This window comes from Micromonospora lupini (genome assembly GCF_026342015.1).
Lineage (GTDB): Bacteria > Actinomycetota > Actinomycetes > Mycobacteriales > Micromonosporaceae > Micromonospora > Micromonospora lupini_B.
On record NZ_JAPENL010000002.1, the window covers coordinates 769,841 to 784,018 of the forward strand.

The 14,178-nt window shown below is 73.0% G+C and carries 15 protein-coding genes and 1 pseudogene; 4 read left to right on the top strand and 12 right to left on the bottom strand.

Annotated elements, in window-relative coordinates; genetic code table 11:
* Window positions 1–83 precede the first annotated feature (83 nt).
* The 10 genes and pseudogenes from OOJ91_RS18440 to OOJ91_RS18485 all read right to left on the bottom strand — a co-directional run bounded on the left by OOJ91_RS18440 (window position 84) and on the right by OOJ91_RS18485 (window position 9,308).
* The gene (locus tag OOJ91_RS18440) at window positions 84–1,160 is read right to left on the bottom strand and encodes an NAD-dependent epimerase/dehydratase family protein (protein WP_266246546.1); all 1,077 of its coding nucleotides are present in this window, start codon (window positions 1,158–1,160) and stop codon (window positions 84–86) included.
* 121 nt (window positions 1,161–1,281) lie between these two features.
* Window positions 1,282–1,383, bottom strand: coding sequence for a 30S ribosomal protein bS22 (locus OOJ91_RS18445; RefSeq protein WP_007465623.1), 102 nt, complete (start codon window positions 1,381–1,383; stop codon window positions 1,282–1,284).
* A 214-nt stretch (window positions 1,384–1,597) separates the two neighbouring features.
* Window positions 1,598–1,807: a helix-turn-helix domain-containing protein gene (locus OOJ91_RS18450; protein ID WP_007465625.1), complete on the bottom strand. Its 210-nt coding sequence runs from the start codon at window positions 1,805–1,807 to the stop codon at window positions 1,598–1,600.
* Between the two features lie 212 nt (window positions 1,808–2,019).
* Window positions 2,020–3,204 carry an ABC transporter permease gene (locus OOJ91_RS18455; RefSeq protein ID WP_266246561.1) on the bottom strand — a complete coding sequence of 395 codons (1,185 nt, stop codon included), beginning with the start codon at window positions 3,202–3,204 and terminating at the stop codon, window positions 2,020–2,022.
* Window positions 3,205–3,323: 119 nt separating this feature from the next.
* Window positions 3,324–4,151 (bottom strand): annotated as a pseudogene (locus OOJ91_RS18460) (ABC transporter ATP-binding protein); the annotation flags it as partial.
* A 47-nt stretch (window positions 4,152–4,198) separates the two neighbouring features.
* Window positions 4,199–5,581: an efflux RND transporter periplasmic adaptor subunit gene (locus OOJ91_RS18465; protein ID WP_266246563.1), complete on the bottom strand. Its 1,383-nt coding sequence runs from the start codon at window positions 5,579–5,581 to the stop codon at window positions 4,199–4,201.
* A 43-nt stretch (window positions 5,582–5,624) separates the two neighbouring features.
* Window positions 5,625–6,914 carry a hypothetical protein gene (locus tag OOJ91_RS18470; RefSeq protein ID WP_266246564.1) on the bottom strand — a complete coding sequence of 430 codons (1,290 nt, stop codon included), beginning with the start codon at window positions 6,912–6,914 and terminating at the stop codon, window positions 5,625–5,627.
* A 62-nt stretch (window positions 6,915–6,976) separates the two neighbouring features.
* Window positions 6,977–7,552: a TetR/AcrR family transcriptional regulator gene (locus OOJ91_RS18475; protein ID WP_266246566.1), complete on the bottom strand. Its 576-nt coding sequence runs from the start codon at window positions 7,550–7,552 to the stop codon at window positions 6,977–6,979.
* On the bottom strand, window positions 7,545–8,345 hold the full coding sequence (locus OOJ91_RS18480) for an alpha/beta fold hydrolase (protein WP_266246567.1): 801 nt from the start codon (window positions 8,343–8,345) through the stop codon (window positions 7,545–7,547). Before OOJ91_RS18480 ends, OOJ91_RS18475 begins: the two co-directional genes overlap by 8 nt.
* A gap of 42 nt (window positions 8,346–8,387) precedes the next feature.
* Window positions 8,388–9,308: a proline dehydrogenase family protein gene (locus OOJ91_RS18485; RefSeq protein ID WP_007465638.1), complete on the bottom strand. Its 921-nt coding sequence runs from the start codon at window positions 9,306–9,308 to the stop codon at window positions 8,388–8,390.
* Here OOJ91_RS18485 and OOJ91_RS18490 point away from each other — a divergent pair.
* Genes OOJ91_RS18490 through OOJ91_RS18500 form a run of 3 tightly spaced genes read left to right on the top strand, consistent with a single transcriptional unit; the run spans window position 9,307 to window position 11,438 of the window.
* Window positions 9,307–9,663: a hypothetical protein gene (locus OOJ91_RS18490; RefSeq protein ID WP_266246568.1), complete on the top strand. Its 357-nt coding sequence runs from the start codon at window positions 9,307–9,309 to the stop codon at window positions 9,661–9,663. The genes OOJ91_RS18485 and OOJ91_RS18490 overlap by 2 nt on opposite strands.
* Before the next feature lies 1 nt (window position 9,664).
* Window positions 9,665–10,831, top strand: coding sequence for a glutathionylspermidine synthase family protein (locus OOJ91_RS18495; RefSeq protein ID WP_266246570.1), 1,167 nt, complete (start codon window positions 9,665–9,667; stop codon window positions 10,829–10,831).
* Between the two features lie 19 nt (window positions 10,832–10,850).
* Window positions 10,851–11,438: a CGNR zinc finger domain-containing protein gene (locus OOJ91_RS18500; RefSeq protein ID WP_266246571.1), complete on the top strand. Its 588-nt coding sequence runs from the start codon at window positions 10,851–10,853 to the stop codon at window positions 11,436–11,438.
* Window positions 11,439–11,469: 31 nt separating this feature from the next.
* On the opposite strand, the gene OOJ91_RS18505 is transcribed toward OOJ91_RS18500, so the two are convergent.
* Both OOJ91_RS18505 and OOJ91_RS18510 read right to left on the bottom strand, forming a co-directional pair.
* Complete coding sequence (locus OOJ91_RS18505; protein WP_266246572.1) at window positions 11,470–12,276, bottom strand: sugar phosphate isomerase/epimerase family protein; 807 nt, start codon at window positions 12,274–12,276, stop codon at window positions 11,470–11,472.
* 76 nt (window positions 12,277–12,352) lie between these two features.
* On the bottom strand, window positions 12,353–13,297 hold the full coding sequence (locus OOJ91_RS18510; protein ID WP_266246573.1) for a Ppx/GppA phosphatase family protein: 945 nt from the start codon (window positions 13,295–13,297) through the stop codon (window positions 12,353–12,355).
* 80 nt (window positions 13,298–13,377) lie between these two features.
* On the opposite strand from OOJ91_RS18510, the gene OOJ91_RS18515 reads away from it, so the two are divergent.
* Window positions 13,378–14,175 carry a hypothetical protein gene (locus OOJ91_RS18515; protein ID WP_266249758.1) on the top strand — a complete coding sequence of 266 codons (798 nt, stop codon included), beginning with the start codon at window positions 13,378–13,380 and terminating at the stop codon, window positions 14,173–14,175.
* Window positions 14,176–14,178: the final 3 nt, after the last annotated feature.

Sequence of the window (14,178 nt, forward strand, 5' to 3'; positions counted from 1 at the left end):
CCAGGCCCGCCGGCTCGCGCCCCTGCGCCGGCCCGGTCACGTCGGCACCTCGGCGACGCGCACGGCAGGGGTACGCCTCGCGCTCATGACGTCCGCTCCCGCACGGCGGCCCGGACCTGTCGGATGCCGTCCAGGACCAGCTGCTCGGCGGCGGCCAACTGCCCCCGGCTGAGCACCACCCCACCGTGGTGGGCGCGGATGAAGTCGTCGAACGCGGCGGCGGTGGAGCGGGGTGTGAAGCCGTACTCCTGCTCGAGGCGCGTGGTGTCGACGACCCGCCCGTGCACGAAGAGATCGACCTGGTCCAGGCCGTAGCGGCCGAAGCCCATGGTGCGGGCCAGCGCCGCGGCGCCGGAGAGACCCGGCTCCAGCACCGGCACCGCCACCCGACCGGCCCGCCGGATCGCCTGGGACAGCGACAGCACCCCCGGACCGGCGACGTTGTAGGTGCCCGGGTGATCCTCCACGATCGACAGGTGCAGCACCTCCAACGCGTCGTCGAAGTGCAGGAACTGCAGCCGGGGATCGCGGCCGAAGACGGTCGGCACGAACGGCTGCGCGAAGTAGCGCGTCAACGTCGTGTCGGCTGTCGAACCGATGAACGGGGCGAAGCGCAGCACAGTCGCGGTCACGTCGGCACGGCGGCGGCGGAAGCCGCGAACGTACCCCTCGACGTCGAGGATGTCGCGGCCGAAGCCGCCGCGCGGCACCTCGCGCGGTTCGGTCTCCTCGGTGAACACCGCCGGATCGCGGAACGACACCCCGTACGCGGCGGTCGACGACCTGACCACCAACTTGCGCAGGCGGGGCGCCCGCTGGCAGGCGGCGAGCAGTTGCATGGTGCCGATGACGTTCTGGTCCTTCATGGCCGACCGGCCGCCGTGCTGCTGGTCGGGGGCGCTTACCAACGCGAGGTGGACCACCGCGTCGACGTCCAGGTCGGCGAGGAGCCCGCCGAGCGACCCCGGATCGACGCGGATCCGCTCGACCCGATCCAGGAGATCGGTGAACTCGGCGCCCGGCTCCGGCGCGTCCACGCCGATGACCCGCTCGATGCGGGGGTCGGCGGCCAGCCGGGCCGCCACGTGCGCGCCCAGGTACCGGCCGACCCCGGTGACGACGACGACCCCCGGAGCACCTGGGGTGCTACCGGGGGTCATCTGACGCACCTACGCCGACAGGGAGGATCGAGCCGGGACGACCACGGCCTGATCACCTGAGCCTCCGGAGGTCGACAGTTTGGCAAGTGACGCCGAATGCCGGGCATGCGCCCGGCGCGGGTCACTTGCCGAGACGGCGACGCTGGACGCGGGTCTTGCGCAGCAGCTTGCGGTGCTTCTTCTTAGCCATGCGCTTACGGCGCTTCTTGACCACCGAGCCCATACGACAGCCTTTCGATACAACGTGCGGGGCGGACCGGATGACACCACGCAGGTGGCGACGGCGACCGCATGCGGACAACGGACCGGACCAGTCTGGGCGGCGGGGCGCACCGGTGGGGTCTCGGTCGGGCTCCAGGGTAGCCGGAGAGCGTCAGCAGGACCAACGCGCCCCCGTCCATGCCGCCTACGTGGCACTCGATCGGCGGACCGGTGGCTCAGGCGGTCTCCTGAAACGCGCCCCGCAGGTATTCGTGCACCGCGTGCTCGGGCACCCGGAACGACCGCCCCACCCGGACGGCGGTCAGCTCACCGCTGTGCACGAGGCGATAGACGGTCATCTTCGACACACGCATGACCGTCGCCACCTCCGCGACGGTCAGGAACTTGACCTCCGACAGCCGTCCATCGGACTGCGACCCGGCCATGGCTCACCAACCCATCCCATGCCCGGCGCGTGCCAACCCGACGGATGCTCCGGGTCGGGCGGCGACGCGCGTGTTACCAGTACGGTAGCGGGGCGGCTGTGACCGGCGCGATCCCTTCGTACAACTGATCATGCCCGGATCGTCGGTTCACCCGATCCATGCATCCGCTATCCCCCCGCCCGCGTCGGTCGTCCGGTTGGCCCGGCCGGGTCTCACTCGGCGCGGAGCGCCACCACCGGGTCGAGCCGGCCGGCGCGCTGCGCGGGAACCACCCCGAAGACGATCCCCACCGCCGCCGACACACCGAAGGCCAGCGCCAACGACCACCAGGTGATCGCCGCCGGGATCGGTGACAACGCGTCCACCAACAGGGCCGTCCCCACGCCCAGCGCCATCCCGGTCAACCCGCCGATCGTGGTGAGCAGCACCGCCTCCAGCAGGAACTGCACGCCGATGTCGCGGGGCCGGGCGCCGACCGCCTTGCGCAGCCCGATCTCCCGGGTCCGCTCCCGGACGCTCACCAGCATGATGTTGGAGACGCCGACGCCGCCGACGAGCAGCGAGATGCCGGCGATGGCGGCGAGCACGCCGGTGAGGACGCCGAGGATGTCGCCGAGCACACCGAGGATCTGCTGCTGCGTGACAGCGCTGAACTCGGTGTCCGGGTGGCGGCGGTTCAGCTCGGCGACGATGCGTTCGCCCAACTCGTCGATCCGCTCCCGGTCCGGCGCCTTCACCGCGATGCCGTCCACCCGCTGGGTGCCCCACAGCCGCTGCGCGGCGGTCACCGGCACGTGCACCTCGTCGTCCCGGTCGACGCCGAGGCTCTGCCCGAGGGGCGCGAAGACGCCGATGACCCGGAACCGCACCCCGGCCAGGGTCACCTGCTGACCCAGCGGATCGCGGTCGGGAAACAGCGCGCGGGCCACCGAGTCACCGAGGACCGCGACCCGTCGGCTGGTGTCCACGTCCGTGCCGGTGAGGTAGCGGCCCCGGGCCAGCGACCGGGTGAACACCGTCGGGGTGGTCTCCAGCACGCCCTGCACCGTGGTGAAGTCGGAGCGGGCGCCGGCCCGTGCGGTCGCCCCGGAGGCGACGGTGACCGCTACCCGCTGGGGATCGCCGACGACCCGGGAGACCGCGTCCACGTCCTTGAGCGTCAACGGCGAGACGACAGGCGCGGTGCCCACCTCGATCTTGCCGGGAACGACCAGCAGGAGGTTGGAGCCGAGCCCCTCGACCTGCTGCTCGACCTGCTGCTTGGTGCCGGTGCCGATGGCGACCAGCAGCACCACCGAGGCCACCCCGATGATCACGCCGAGCATGGTGAGCGAGCTGCGCAGCCGGTTGGCCCGCAACGCGTCAAGCGCGACCCGCCACGCCTCGGCGACCCTCACGACCCGCTCCGGCTGTCGGCGGCCGACGGTTCCACGGCCTCGGCACTTGTCGGCTCGTGCGTCGCGCCGGCGCTGACGGCCTGATCGGTGGTGCCGTCGCCGGTCGGCGGCTGCGGAAGGCGCCCGGTGGCCCCGGCGGCGCCACCGGAGCCACCGGACGGGTGCCCCGGGCCGCTTCCGGAAACGGACCGGGGCTCCGCGCTGGGAGCGGGGACCAGTGTCTCAGGTCGACCGTGGTCGACGGACAGCGGTCGATCATGAACGTCGGTGGCGCTGTCCGCCACCACCACACCGTCGCGCATGGTGATCCGGCGGGCGGCCCGAGCCGCCACCTCCTGGTCGTGGGTGACCATCACCAACGCCACCCCGGACTCCGCGTTCAGCCGCTCCAGCAGCTCAAGGACCGCCGCGCCTGTCACACTGTCCAGGTTGCCTGTCGGCTCGTCGGCAAGCAGCACCGTCGGCTCGGTGACCAGGGCCCGGGCGATGGCGACACGCTGCTGCTCGCCACCGGACATCTGGTTGGGCCGGTGGTCCAGCCGGTGCCCGAGACCGACCCGACCCAGCATCGCCGCCGCCCGCTCCCGGCGCTGCCGGGCCGACACGCCCCGGTAGACCAGGGGCAGCGCCACGTTCTCCACCGCCGAGGTACGCGGCAGCAGGTGGAACGCCTGGAAGACGAACCCGATCGTCTCGTTGCGCAGGGCGGCCATCTCCGGCGGGGAGAGGGTGTTGACGTCCCGCCCGCCGATCACCAACCGGCCACCTGTCGGTCGGTCGAGCCCGCCCAGCAGGTGCATGAGCGTGGACTTGCCCGAGCCGGACGGCCCCACCAACGCCACGTAGTCACCGGGCTGCACGACCAGCGACACCCCGCGCAGCGCCTCCACCGACACCCCGTCGAGGTGGTAGGTGCGGGACACGTCGACCGCCTCGATCGCGGGCACACGCTCCTCCGCCGACCCGGCTTCCGACCGGTCGCCGGCAGGTCCGGTCACCGGACCTCCTGGCCGTCGCGCACCTGGTCGGTGCCGCGCACGACGATCCGGTCACCGGCCTGGACCCCGTTGAGGATCTGCACCAGGTCGGACCCCTGGACGCCCACAGTCACCGGCGCCCGGTCGGCCCTGCCGTCGCGGACCACCCACACCGCGTCCCGGCCGTCGGCGGAGAACACCGCCGAGGCGGGGACCGTCACCGCGTCGGCGGCCTCGCGTACGCGCAGGTGCACTATCGCGTTCATGCCGGGGCGGGGCGTCGGGGCCGGCGCGTCCTCGGCCAGCTTCCCGGCGCCCAGCGTGAGGCGTACCCGATAGGTGACGCCGCCCTGCGCGGAGCTGGTGGGGAGCACGTCGACCGAGCGGACCGTCGCGTCGTAGCTGGCGCCGGCGACGGCGTCCAACTCGACAGTGGCTGTCACGCCTGCCTTGACCAGCAGCACGTCGGTCTCGTCCACGTCGGCGAGCAGCCCCAACTGCCCGGTGTCCACAACTGTCAGCACCGGCGTGCCGGCGGTGACCAGACCGCCTACCGCGACGGCGTCGTCGACCCCGGCGGGCGGTCCGGTCTGGGCCGGGGCCAGCGCGGACGGGTCGAGGCCGGCCCCACCGGCCTGCTCCAACAGCCCGGCCAGGCCGCCGCTCGAACCGCCGCCGGCCCGGGTGCCGCCCGGCTGCACCACCCCGGCGACCGGGGCGCGCAGGGTCAGCGCGTCGACAGTCGCCTTCGCCAGGTCGTACGCCTGCTGGGCCTGGAGCCGTTGCGCCGCGGAGAGCGAGCCGACCGCGGAGTTCAGCCCGTTGATCCCCCGCTGCACCGAGCGGACGGCCGCATCGGCGCTGCGCGCGGCGGCGGCGTACTGCCGCTGCGCGGACGTCACCTGGGTCAGCAGCGCATCGCGCAACTGCGGGTCGGCGATCTTCTCGGCGGCCTCGCGGGCAGCGTCGAACGCCTCGTCGGCGGCCTTGTCGGTGCTGCGCCGGCTGCTGCTCAGGTTGCCTGTGGAGACACCCCGACCGGCGCGCTTGGCGGCGTCCAGCGCCTCCTTCGCCTGGCGCAGCCGGGCCTGGGCCGACGGGGACGCGACAACCGCCAACACCTGGCCTCGCTTCACCCGCTGTCCAGGCTGGACGCGCAGGCTCGCCAGGGTGCCGTCGGTGGGTGCGGTAAGGGTGGCGGCGGCCCGCGCGGTCACCGTCGCCGGAGCGTCGATCACCTCGCTCACCTGGTTGCGGGCCGCCGAGGCGAGCGCAACCGGCGGCTGGTCGTCGCCGCACGAGGCGGCGGTGGTGACGGTGAGGACGGCGACGGCGGTCAGGGCGATGAGCAGGCGGGGCCGCGTGGCGCTCACGGGCCGCGGCAGGTCAGGGCGGCGCACCCATCGATCGTACGGCGCACCGTCGCGCGTCCCGTCCCGACGGTCAGGCGGCGGTGGCGCGGACGTACGCCACGCACTCGTCGTGCAACATCGACCACTGCTCCCCGAACGCCTGCTCGGCGGCGGCGTCGGGCGTCTTGCGCTCGTGCACCACGGCCTTGAAGAAGGTCAGCAGCCGCTCCGGCCCGAACCGGTCGACGAGGTGTCGGACGGCGAGGTAGCCGACGCCGTAGCTGCCACCGACCCGCTCGGCGGGAGCGTCGTCGGCGGGTGTGACGCCCTCCAGCCGACCGTCCCAACCACCCCGGACCAGCTTGCGCACCTCCGCGAGCCCCTCGTACCTGTCGACCGGCTGACCGCCCGAGCCGGCGAACTCGGCCAGTCCCTCGACCAGCCACCAGGTCGTCTTGCCCGGGTAACCGCGATCCGGCAGCGAGGCGGCGTGGGTCAGCTCGTGCCGGAGCAGGTCGTCGGCGCCGCTGCTGGACAGCCCGTCGGCGTTGAGCACCACCTCGTGGTGGCCACCGCCAACGGTCACCGCGTAGCCGCCGGTCCACTGCGGGCGTCCGCCGCCGTACCAGCGCTGCCACTCCGTCCGCCCGGCGTAGAAGATCCGGTAGCGGTCCGGTGCCGTGCCGGTCACGGCGTAGGTGTCGGCGACGGTGGCGGCGGCCTCCGCCTGGGCCAGCAGGCCGGGCAGCTTGCCGCGCAGCGCCGGTGTGGTGGCGACGATGGTCCGCGTGCCGACCGCCACGGCCAGCTCGCTGATCTCCCACGGTCGGGTGCCGGTCTCGGCGGACTTGGACTCCTCCAGGGCTACCAGTCGGGGCTGGTCGCCGTTCTCCCGCCAACGGGTGCCGATCAGCACCGGGCTCGGTCGGCAGCCGGGCGCCACGAAGCAGTACTGGAAGCGCACCAGCAGCCGCCACTCGCCCGGCCTACCGACGACCGGCACGGGCAGGCCGCTCGGCTCGGCCCGCCACACCGTCACCCGCAGGGCTCGCAGCGCGGCGAAGCGTCGGCGCAGGTCGGGCTGCGCAGCGGGGTCGGCGACGGCGAGGAAGGCGGCCCGGTCGCCGCCGAGCAGCGCCGTGGACTGCCGCTGGAGCTGCGCGGTCATCCGGTCGGACAGCCCGCGGGCGACTGCCGTGGCCGGGTCGTCGGAGGCGTGTGCCCCGGCCCGGCTGAGCGTGGCCCGGCCGCCGGCCTCGCGGACCGCGCCGACGACCAACGCCGCCGGAAGGCCACAGCCGAGCAGCAGGACCACCACGACGAGCACGGTCCACAACAGCCAGAGCCGCCGTGGTGCCGGCTGCTGCACCCCGTCAGTCACCCGCCGAAGGGTACGACCAAATGCCGGATCGGGCGAGGCCGACCCGGGCCGATCGGACCGCCTCAGGCTTCGCGAGCCGGCCAGGAGCGGAGTGCCACGTCCAGGCCGGCGACCAACTGGTGGTACGAGCGGTCGACCTCGCGGGGCAGACCGAAGCCACCGGCGGCCTCCAGGGCGACGAAACCGTGCAGGGCGCTGCGCAGCGCCCGTGTCGCGTCCACCGCGTCGTCGCCGGTGAGTCCGTAGCCGCGCAGCACCGCGAAGATCGCGCCGACCGCGCGTTCGCCCGCCTCGACGTGTTCCGGGTCCGACGGGTCGGGCACCCGCTGGGTGGCGGGGTAGCGCCCGGGGTGCCGGTGGGCGTAGGCGCGGTAGGCGTCCGCCATCGCCCGCAGCGCGTCCCCACCGGCGCGGCCGGCGGAGGCCGTGGTCAGCTCGGTGGCCAGCTCGGCGCTGGCCAGGGCGGCGAGCTTCTGGCTCAGCGCGTCCGCCCCACGGATGTGCTTGTAGAGGCTGGGCAGCGCGACACCGAGCCGGCTGGCGAGGGCGGCGAGGGTGAGCTGCTGGTAGCCGACCTCGTCGGCCAGCCGGGCGGCCTCCCGCACCACTGTCTGCTGGTTGAGCCCGGCCCTAGGCACCCGCACACACCGCCAGGAAACCCACCAGCTCGTCGGCGGTGGCCCGTGGCCGGTCGGCGTGCGGGTAGTGCCCGGCCTCCTCGATCATCCGGGCCTCGGCCACGCGGAAGAGCCGGCGGGCCGCCCGCGCCTCGGCGCCCGGGTCGGGGAAGTCCGGGTCCCGGGTGCCCATCAGCACCAGCACCGGTTGGCCTACCTGCGGCGCGCGGGTGGTCCAGTGCGGCTCGGCCGGCGCGATCACACCGCGGGTCGCGGCCATCCGGCCGGGCTCGCGCAGGTTGGCCACCATCGACAGGCGGTACGCCGCGTCGTCGGCCGGCCGGTGCACCGGGAAGAGCGTGTTGTGGAACATCCCGAACAGTCGTGGACTGCGCAGCACGGCTCCCATCGCCACCCGCAGCAGCGGGTTGAGTTTCGGCTGGCCGACGAAGGCGCCGATCTGCACGATGCCGGAGACCAGCTCGGGCGTGTCGATCGCGGCGAAGACCACAGCCGCGGCGGCGGACGAGCTGCCGACCAGCACGGCCGGCCCGGCGTCGAGGTCGCGGACGACGGCCAGCAGGTCGGCGCCGACCTCCGCCGGGGCGTACGAGGGCCAACCGACGCTCGACTCCCCGTGCCCGCGTACGTCGACCGAGGCGACCCGGTGACCGGCGGCCACCAGCAGCGGCACCAGGTGTCGGAAGCTCGCCCTGTTCTCGCCCATGCCGTGCGCGAGGACGACGGGTGGGCCCTCGCCGTGCACCTCGTACGCGATGTGTCCGCCGTCCCGCCGCACCTGGCTAGCTGTCATAGCCATAAAGCTAAGCGCACTAGCCAGCCGCGTCAAGCCCTGCTACTTCTTGGAGACCAGCGCCCGCCCGAAGAAGACCAGGTTCGCCGGGCGCTCGGCGAGCCGACGCATCAGGTAGCCGTACCACTCGTCGCCGTACGGGACGTAGGTGCGCACCGTGTAGCCCTCGCCGGCCAGCCGGGCCTGCTCCTCGGGACGGATGCCGTAGAGCATCTGGAACTCGAAGCGCTCCGGCCCTCGGTCGAACCAGCGGGCCCGGTCCTCGCCGATCGCGATCATCCGCGGATCGTGGGTCGCCAGCATCGGGTACCCGTCGCCGGACATCAGGATGTTCAGGCAGCGGACGTAGGACTTGTCCACCTCGCGGGCCGACTGGTACGCCACCGACTCCGGCTCCCGGTACGCGCCCTTGCACAGCCGCACCCGCGAACCGGCGGAGGACAACTCCCGGCAGTCCGACTCGGTCCGCCGCAGGTACGCCTGGAGCACCGCGCCCGTCGACGGGAAGTCCTTGCGCAGCTTGGCCAACACCTCAAGCGTCGAGTCGGTGGTGGTGTGGTCCTCCATGTCCAGGGTGACTGTGGTGCCCGCCGCGTCGGCTGCCGCGCAGATCGCCCGCACGTTGTCGTACGCCAACTGCTCGTCGAACATCTGGCCGAGCGCGGAGAGCTTCACGCTCACCTCGGCGGCCGGGGTGAGCCCCGCGCCGGAGAGCATCTTCAGCAGCTTCAGGTATTCGTCCCGGGTGGCCGTGGCCTGCTCGGGCCGGACGGTGTCCTCGCCCAGATGGTCGAGGGTGACGGCCAGACCGTCGTCGACGAGCCCGCGGGTCGCGCGCAACGCGTCGTCGGTGGCGGCGCCGGCGACGAACCGGCGAACGACGTCCCGGGTGTACGGGGCGGTCGCGACGAGCCGCTCGACCTGGGATGACCGGGAGGCGGCGAGGATGACGGAACGGAGCATGAGCCGAGCGTATCGCCCCTGCCAGGACCCCCGCCGAGGGGCGGCCGGGGCTGCGGTGCTGGCGTCGATCGGCTACAACGATCCCGTGGACCAACGCCCCCGCCGCCGCCTCCGGTCGGCCTCCGTGCAGCTCGGCGCGCTCACCGCTCTCGCGCTCGCCCTCTCCGGCTGCAACATGACCTCGGACGACGACGATGACGACTGCGCCCTCGGGCCCGTCGGTGGCGGCGACACGGTCGCGCTGGCGATGCGGGTGTCCGCCCCCGTCGCGGCGCGCACCGCGGGCGAGCCGACGACCGCCGCCCTGCCCGAGCGCGGCGGGTTCGGCACCCACCTCGCCTCCTGCGGCGGCTGAGATGCGCCGCGAGTCCGTGCCGCCCCGCCCCGACTGGGACGCCACCATCCGCGCGCAGGGGCTGGTGTACGTCGACACCGAGCTGCCCGACGGCGAGATCATGTCGTACTGGGACGAGACCGCCGCGTACGCCTTCGACCTCGACGAGGTGCTACGGCTGGAGGAGGCCACCGAGGAGCTGCACCGGATGTCCGTGGCCGCCGCCGAGCACGTGGTGACCCACGGCCGGTACGCCGAGTTCGGCATCCCCGCCTGGGCGGCCGAGGCGGTCGCCCGGTCGCTGCGGGAGGCCCCACCCACCCTCTACGGGCGCTTCGACCTGGCGTACGACGGCACCTGGCCGCCGAAGATGCTTGAGTACAACGCGGACACGCCCACGGCGCTTGTCGAGGCGAGCATCATCCAGTGGTACTGGCTGGAGCAGACCCGCCCCGAGCTGGACCAGTGGAACAGCCTGCACGAGCGGCTCGTCGGCGCCTGGGCCAAGATCGGCGCCGGACTGCACGACCCCCAGGTGCACGTGCTGTGGTCGAACGAGGAGGAGTCGGGCGAGGACCACATGACGGCCGGCTACCTCGCCGAGACCGCCCGGCAGGCCGGCCTGAGCGTCGAGCTGCAACCCATCCAGGAGATCGGCTGGGACGGCCGGCGCTTCGTCGACGCCGACGACCGACCGGTGACCACCTGCTTCAAGCTCTATCCGTGGGAGTGGATGCTGGCCGAACCGTACGGGCCGCCCGCGCTGGCCCCGGGCACCCCGACCACCTGGATCGAGCCGGCGTGGAAGCTCCTGCTGTCCAACAAGGCGCTGCTCGCGATCCTCTGGGAGCTGTACCCCGACCACGAGTACCTGCTCCCCGCGTACCTCGACTCGCCGCGCGGCATGCCCGAGTACGTGGCCAAGCCGCTGCTCGGCCGGGAGGGCGGCTCGGTACGCATCGTGACCGCCGAGCAGGAGATCACCAACCCGGGGATCTACGGCGACGAGGGCTGGTGCTACCAGGAGTTCCGGGCGCTGCCGCAGTTCGCCGGCAATCGGACGGTGCTGGGCAGCTGGATCGTCGACGGCGAGTCGGCCGGGGTGGGCGTGCGGGAGAGCGCGAGTCTGATCACCGACGGCTACGCGCGGTTCCTGCCGCACTACATCGACGCGGCGCGTACACCGTGAGTCGTCTACCGTTGGGGGCGTGAACTTCGACGCGTACGCCCGGACCGGTGTTGACCTGGTCAACGCCCGCCTGGACGACCTCGACGACCTGCGGGCCCTCTTCCCCGACGACAACGCCTGGATGCGCGACGAGGTCGCCGATCGCGACGTCGCGATCTTCCGGCGGGCGCAGAAGCGGCTCCGCGACGTCTTCGAGTACGGCACCTCGGGGCGCGACGCCCAGGCGGTGACCGAGCTGAACGCGCTGCTCGAGGCGTTCCCGGTTCAGCCGCGCATCTCCGGGCACGACTCCAGCGACTGGCACATGCACGTGACAAGCCGGGGCGCGTCGGTAAGCGCCGAATACCTGGCCGGCGCGGTCTGGGGGCTGTCGGTCTGGCTCTGCGAGTACGGCAGCGCACGTTTCGGGGTGTGCGCCGACGAGCGGTGCGGCAACGTCTACCTGGACACGTCGTCCAACTGCTGCCGGCGGTTCTGCTCCGAGCGCTGCGCCACCCGCTCGCACGTGGCGGCGCACCGGGCTCGCAAGCGGGCCGCCACCGGGGAGCAGCCGCCGGTAGCCCCGCAGCCGACCGCGACCACCGAGTCACTCACCCCGGTGAGCTGACCGCCCGACGCGTCCCCGCCCGCGGGGTGGGTCAGACGTCGACAGGTGACTGCGCGGTCAGGTGCTGCCGGGCGAACTCCAGCGCGGCGCGCAGGTCCGCCTCGCGCACCGCGCGGCTCTTCGCGCCCCGGGTCGCCACCTCGACCGCCACCGCGCCCGTGAAGCCACGCGCCGCAAGCGACGAGAGCAGCTCCCCGCAGGGCTGGGTGCCGCGCCCGGGCACCAGATGCTCGTCGCGGCCCTCGCCGGTGCCGTCGCCGAGGTGCACGTGGGCCAGGCCCGCGCCCATCCGGTCGGCCATCGCGAGCGGGTCGCTGTGCGAGGCCGCGCAGTGCGACAAATCCAGGGTGTACGACGGGTAGCCGGCGTCGGTGGGATCCCACCCGGGGACGTACGGGACGAACTGCCGGCCCGCCATCCGCACCGGGTACATGTTCTCCACAGCGAAGCGCAGGCCGTTGAAACGGTCCGCGACAGTGGCCAGCCCCTCGGCGAAGTTACGCGCGTAGTCACGCTGCCAGGAGAACGGCGGGTGCACCACGACCGTCGGCGCTCCCAGCGTCTCGGCCAGCTCGGCGGCCCTGCGCAGCCGCTGCCACGGGTCCGGGCTCCACACCCGCTGGGTGACCAGCAGGCAGGGCGCGTGCACCGAGAGCACCGGCACGTCGTAGTGCGCCGACAGGCCGCGCAGCGCACCCGCGTCCTGGCTGACGACGTCGGTCCAGACCATCACCTCGACGCCGTCGTAGCCGAGCGCCGCGGCCAGTTGGAACGCCGCCGCCGTCGGCTCGGGGAAGACCGACGAGCTGGACAGGAGCACCGGAACGCGGGAAGTCACATCAGCCAGCGTAGCCCGGCTGTCATTGGGCCATCAGGACGAGCGCCGGCAAACCACACGCAACCCGGCAGCCCGGTCAGATCGGTTCCAGTTGATCGAGTCGGCGGAGGATGACCCCCTCCCGCAGTGCCCACGGGCAGATGTCCAGCGAGTCCAGGTCGAGCCTGCGCATCACCGCCTCGGCGACCACCGCGCCCGCCAGCAACTGGTGGGCCCGGCCCGCGCTGACCCCCTCCAACTCCATCAACTGGGTCGGCGGAATGTGCCGGATGAAGCCGATGACCTGCCGCAGACCGGCACGGGTCAGGCTCCGCCGCACCCAGAGCCCGGCCCCGGACGGCGCCGCGCCGGCCAGTCGCGCCAGGGTGCGGAACGTCTTCGAGGTGGCCACCGCCCGACCCCAGCCCACCTCGGTCATCTGGTCGACCACCTTGTCCAGCCGGCCGTCCACGTACTCCCGCAGCTTGTCGACGGCCTCGGCGGACGGCGGCGTCGCGCTGTCCGGGTCGACCCGCAGCCGCTCCCGGGTCAGGCGGCCGGCGCCGAGCGGCAGCGAGATCGCCGCGTCCGGGTCCTCGTCGATCCCGGCGGCGATCTCCAGGGAGCCGCCACCGATGTCGAGCACCAGCAGGCGCCCCGCAGACCAGCCGAACCAACGCCGCACCGCCAGGAAGGTCATCCGCGCCTCGTCCGCGCCGGAGAGCACCTCCAGGCGTACGCCGGTCTCGTCGCGGACCCGGGCGAGCACGTCGGCCGCGTTTGTCGCGTCACGCACCGCCGACGTGGCGAACGCGATCAGGTCGTCGGCCTCCAGCCCCGTGGCCGCCGCCTTGGCCATGCCGACAGCCTTGACCAGGCCGTCCGAACCGGCCTCGGTCAACGCGCCGTCCGGGCCGATCTGCTCGGCGAGACGCAGGACGACCTTCTCCGAGTGCGCCGGCCAGGGGTGCGCGCCGTGGTGCGCGTCGACCACCAGGAGGTGCACCGTGTTGGATCCGACGTCGAGGACACCCAGTCGCATGGTGAAGACCCTAGGTGCAACACGTTCGTGCGGCTCGCCGGCCTGCCGACGTCACCGCGCGTACGCTGGTCCGGGTGACGATGGAGCTTCGCGTGCTGGTGGACGATCCGGGCGACCCGCGCAGCCGCGAGGTGCCGCTGGACTTTCCCCGGGAGTGGATCGAGTTCGCCGACCCGGCGGACGAGACCCACCTGATCCGGGCCGACCTGACCTGGCTGCTGTCCCGCTGGACCTGCATCTTCGGTCAGGGCTGTCACGGCATCATCGCCGGCCGGTCCGCCGACGGCTGCTGCTCGCACGGGGCGTTCTTCACCGACTCGGACGACGAGAAACGTGTCCGCAACGCCGTCAAGCGGCTCACCCCGTCGACCTGGCAGCACTTCCGCCGCGGTTTCAAGAACTGGACCGACGAGGACACGATCGACGGCAAGAATCCGGCACGCCGCACCGCCACCCAGGGCGCCGACGGGCCGTGCGTCTTCCTCAACGACGCCGACTTCGCCGGCGGCGGAGGCTGCGCGCTGCACGCCCAGGCGCTGCGCGACGGGGTGCACCCGCTGGAATACAAGCCGGACGTCTGCTGGCAACTGCCGATCCGGCGGGACCAGGACTGGGTCAAGCGCCCCGACAACTCCAAGGTGCTGGTCTCCACGCTGTCCGAGTTCGACAGGCGGGGCTGGGGCGCAGGCGGCCACGATCTGGACTGGTGGTGCACCTCCTCGACGGACGCCCACGTGGGCACCGAGCCGATGTACCTGTCCTACGGGCCGGAGCTGACCGCGCTCATCGGCACCGCCGCGTACGAACGGCTGGCCGAGCTGTGCGCGGCCCGGGTGAAGCAGGGCATGGTCGCCCCCCACCCCGCCGACAATCTGTAGCTC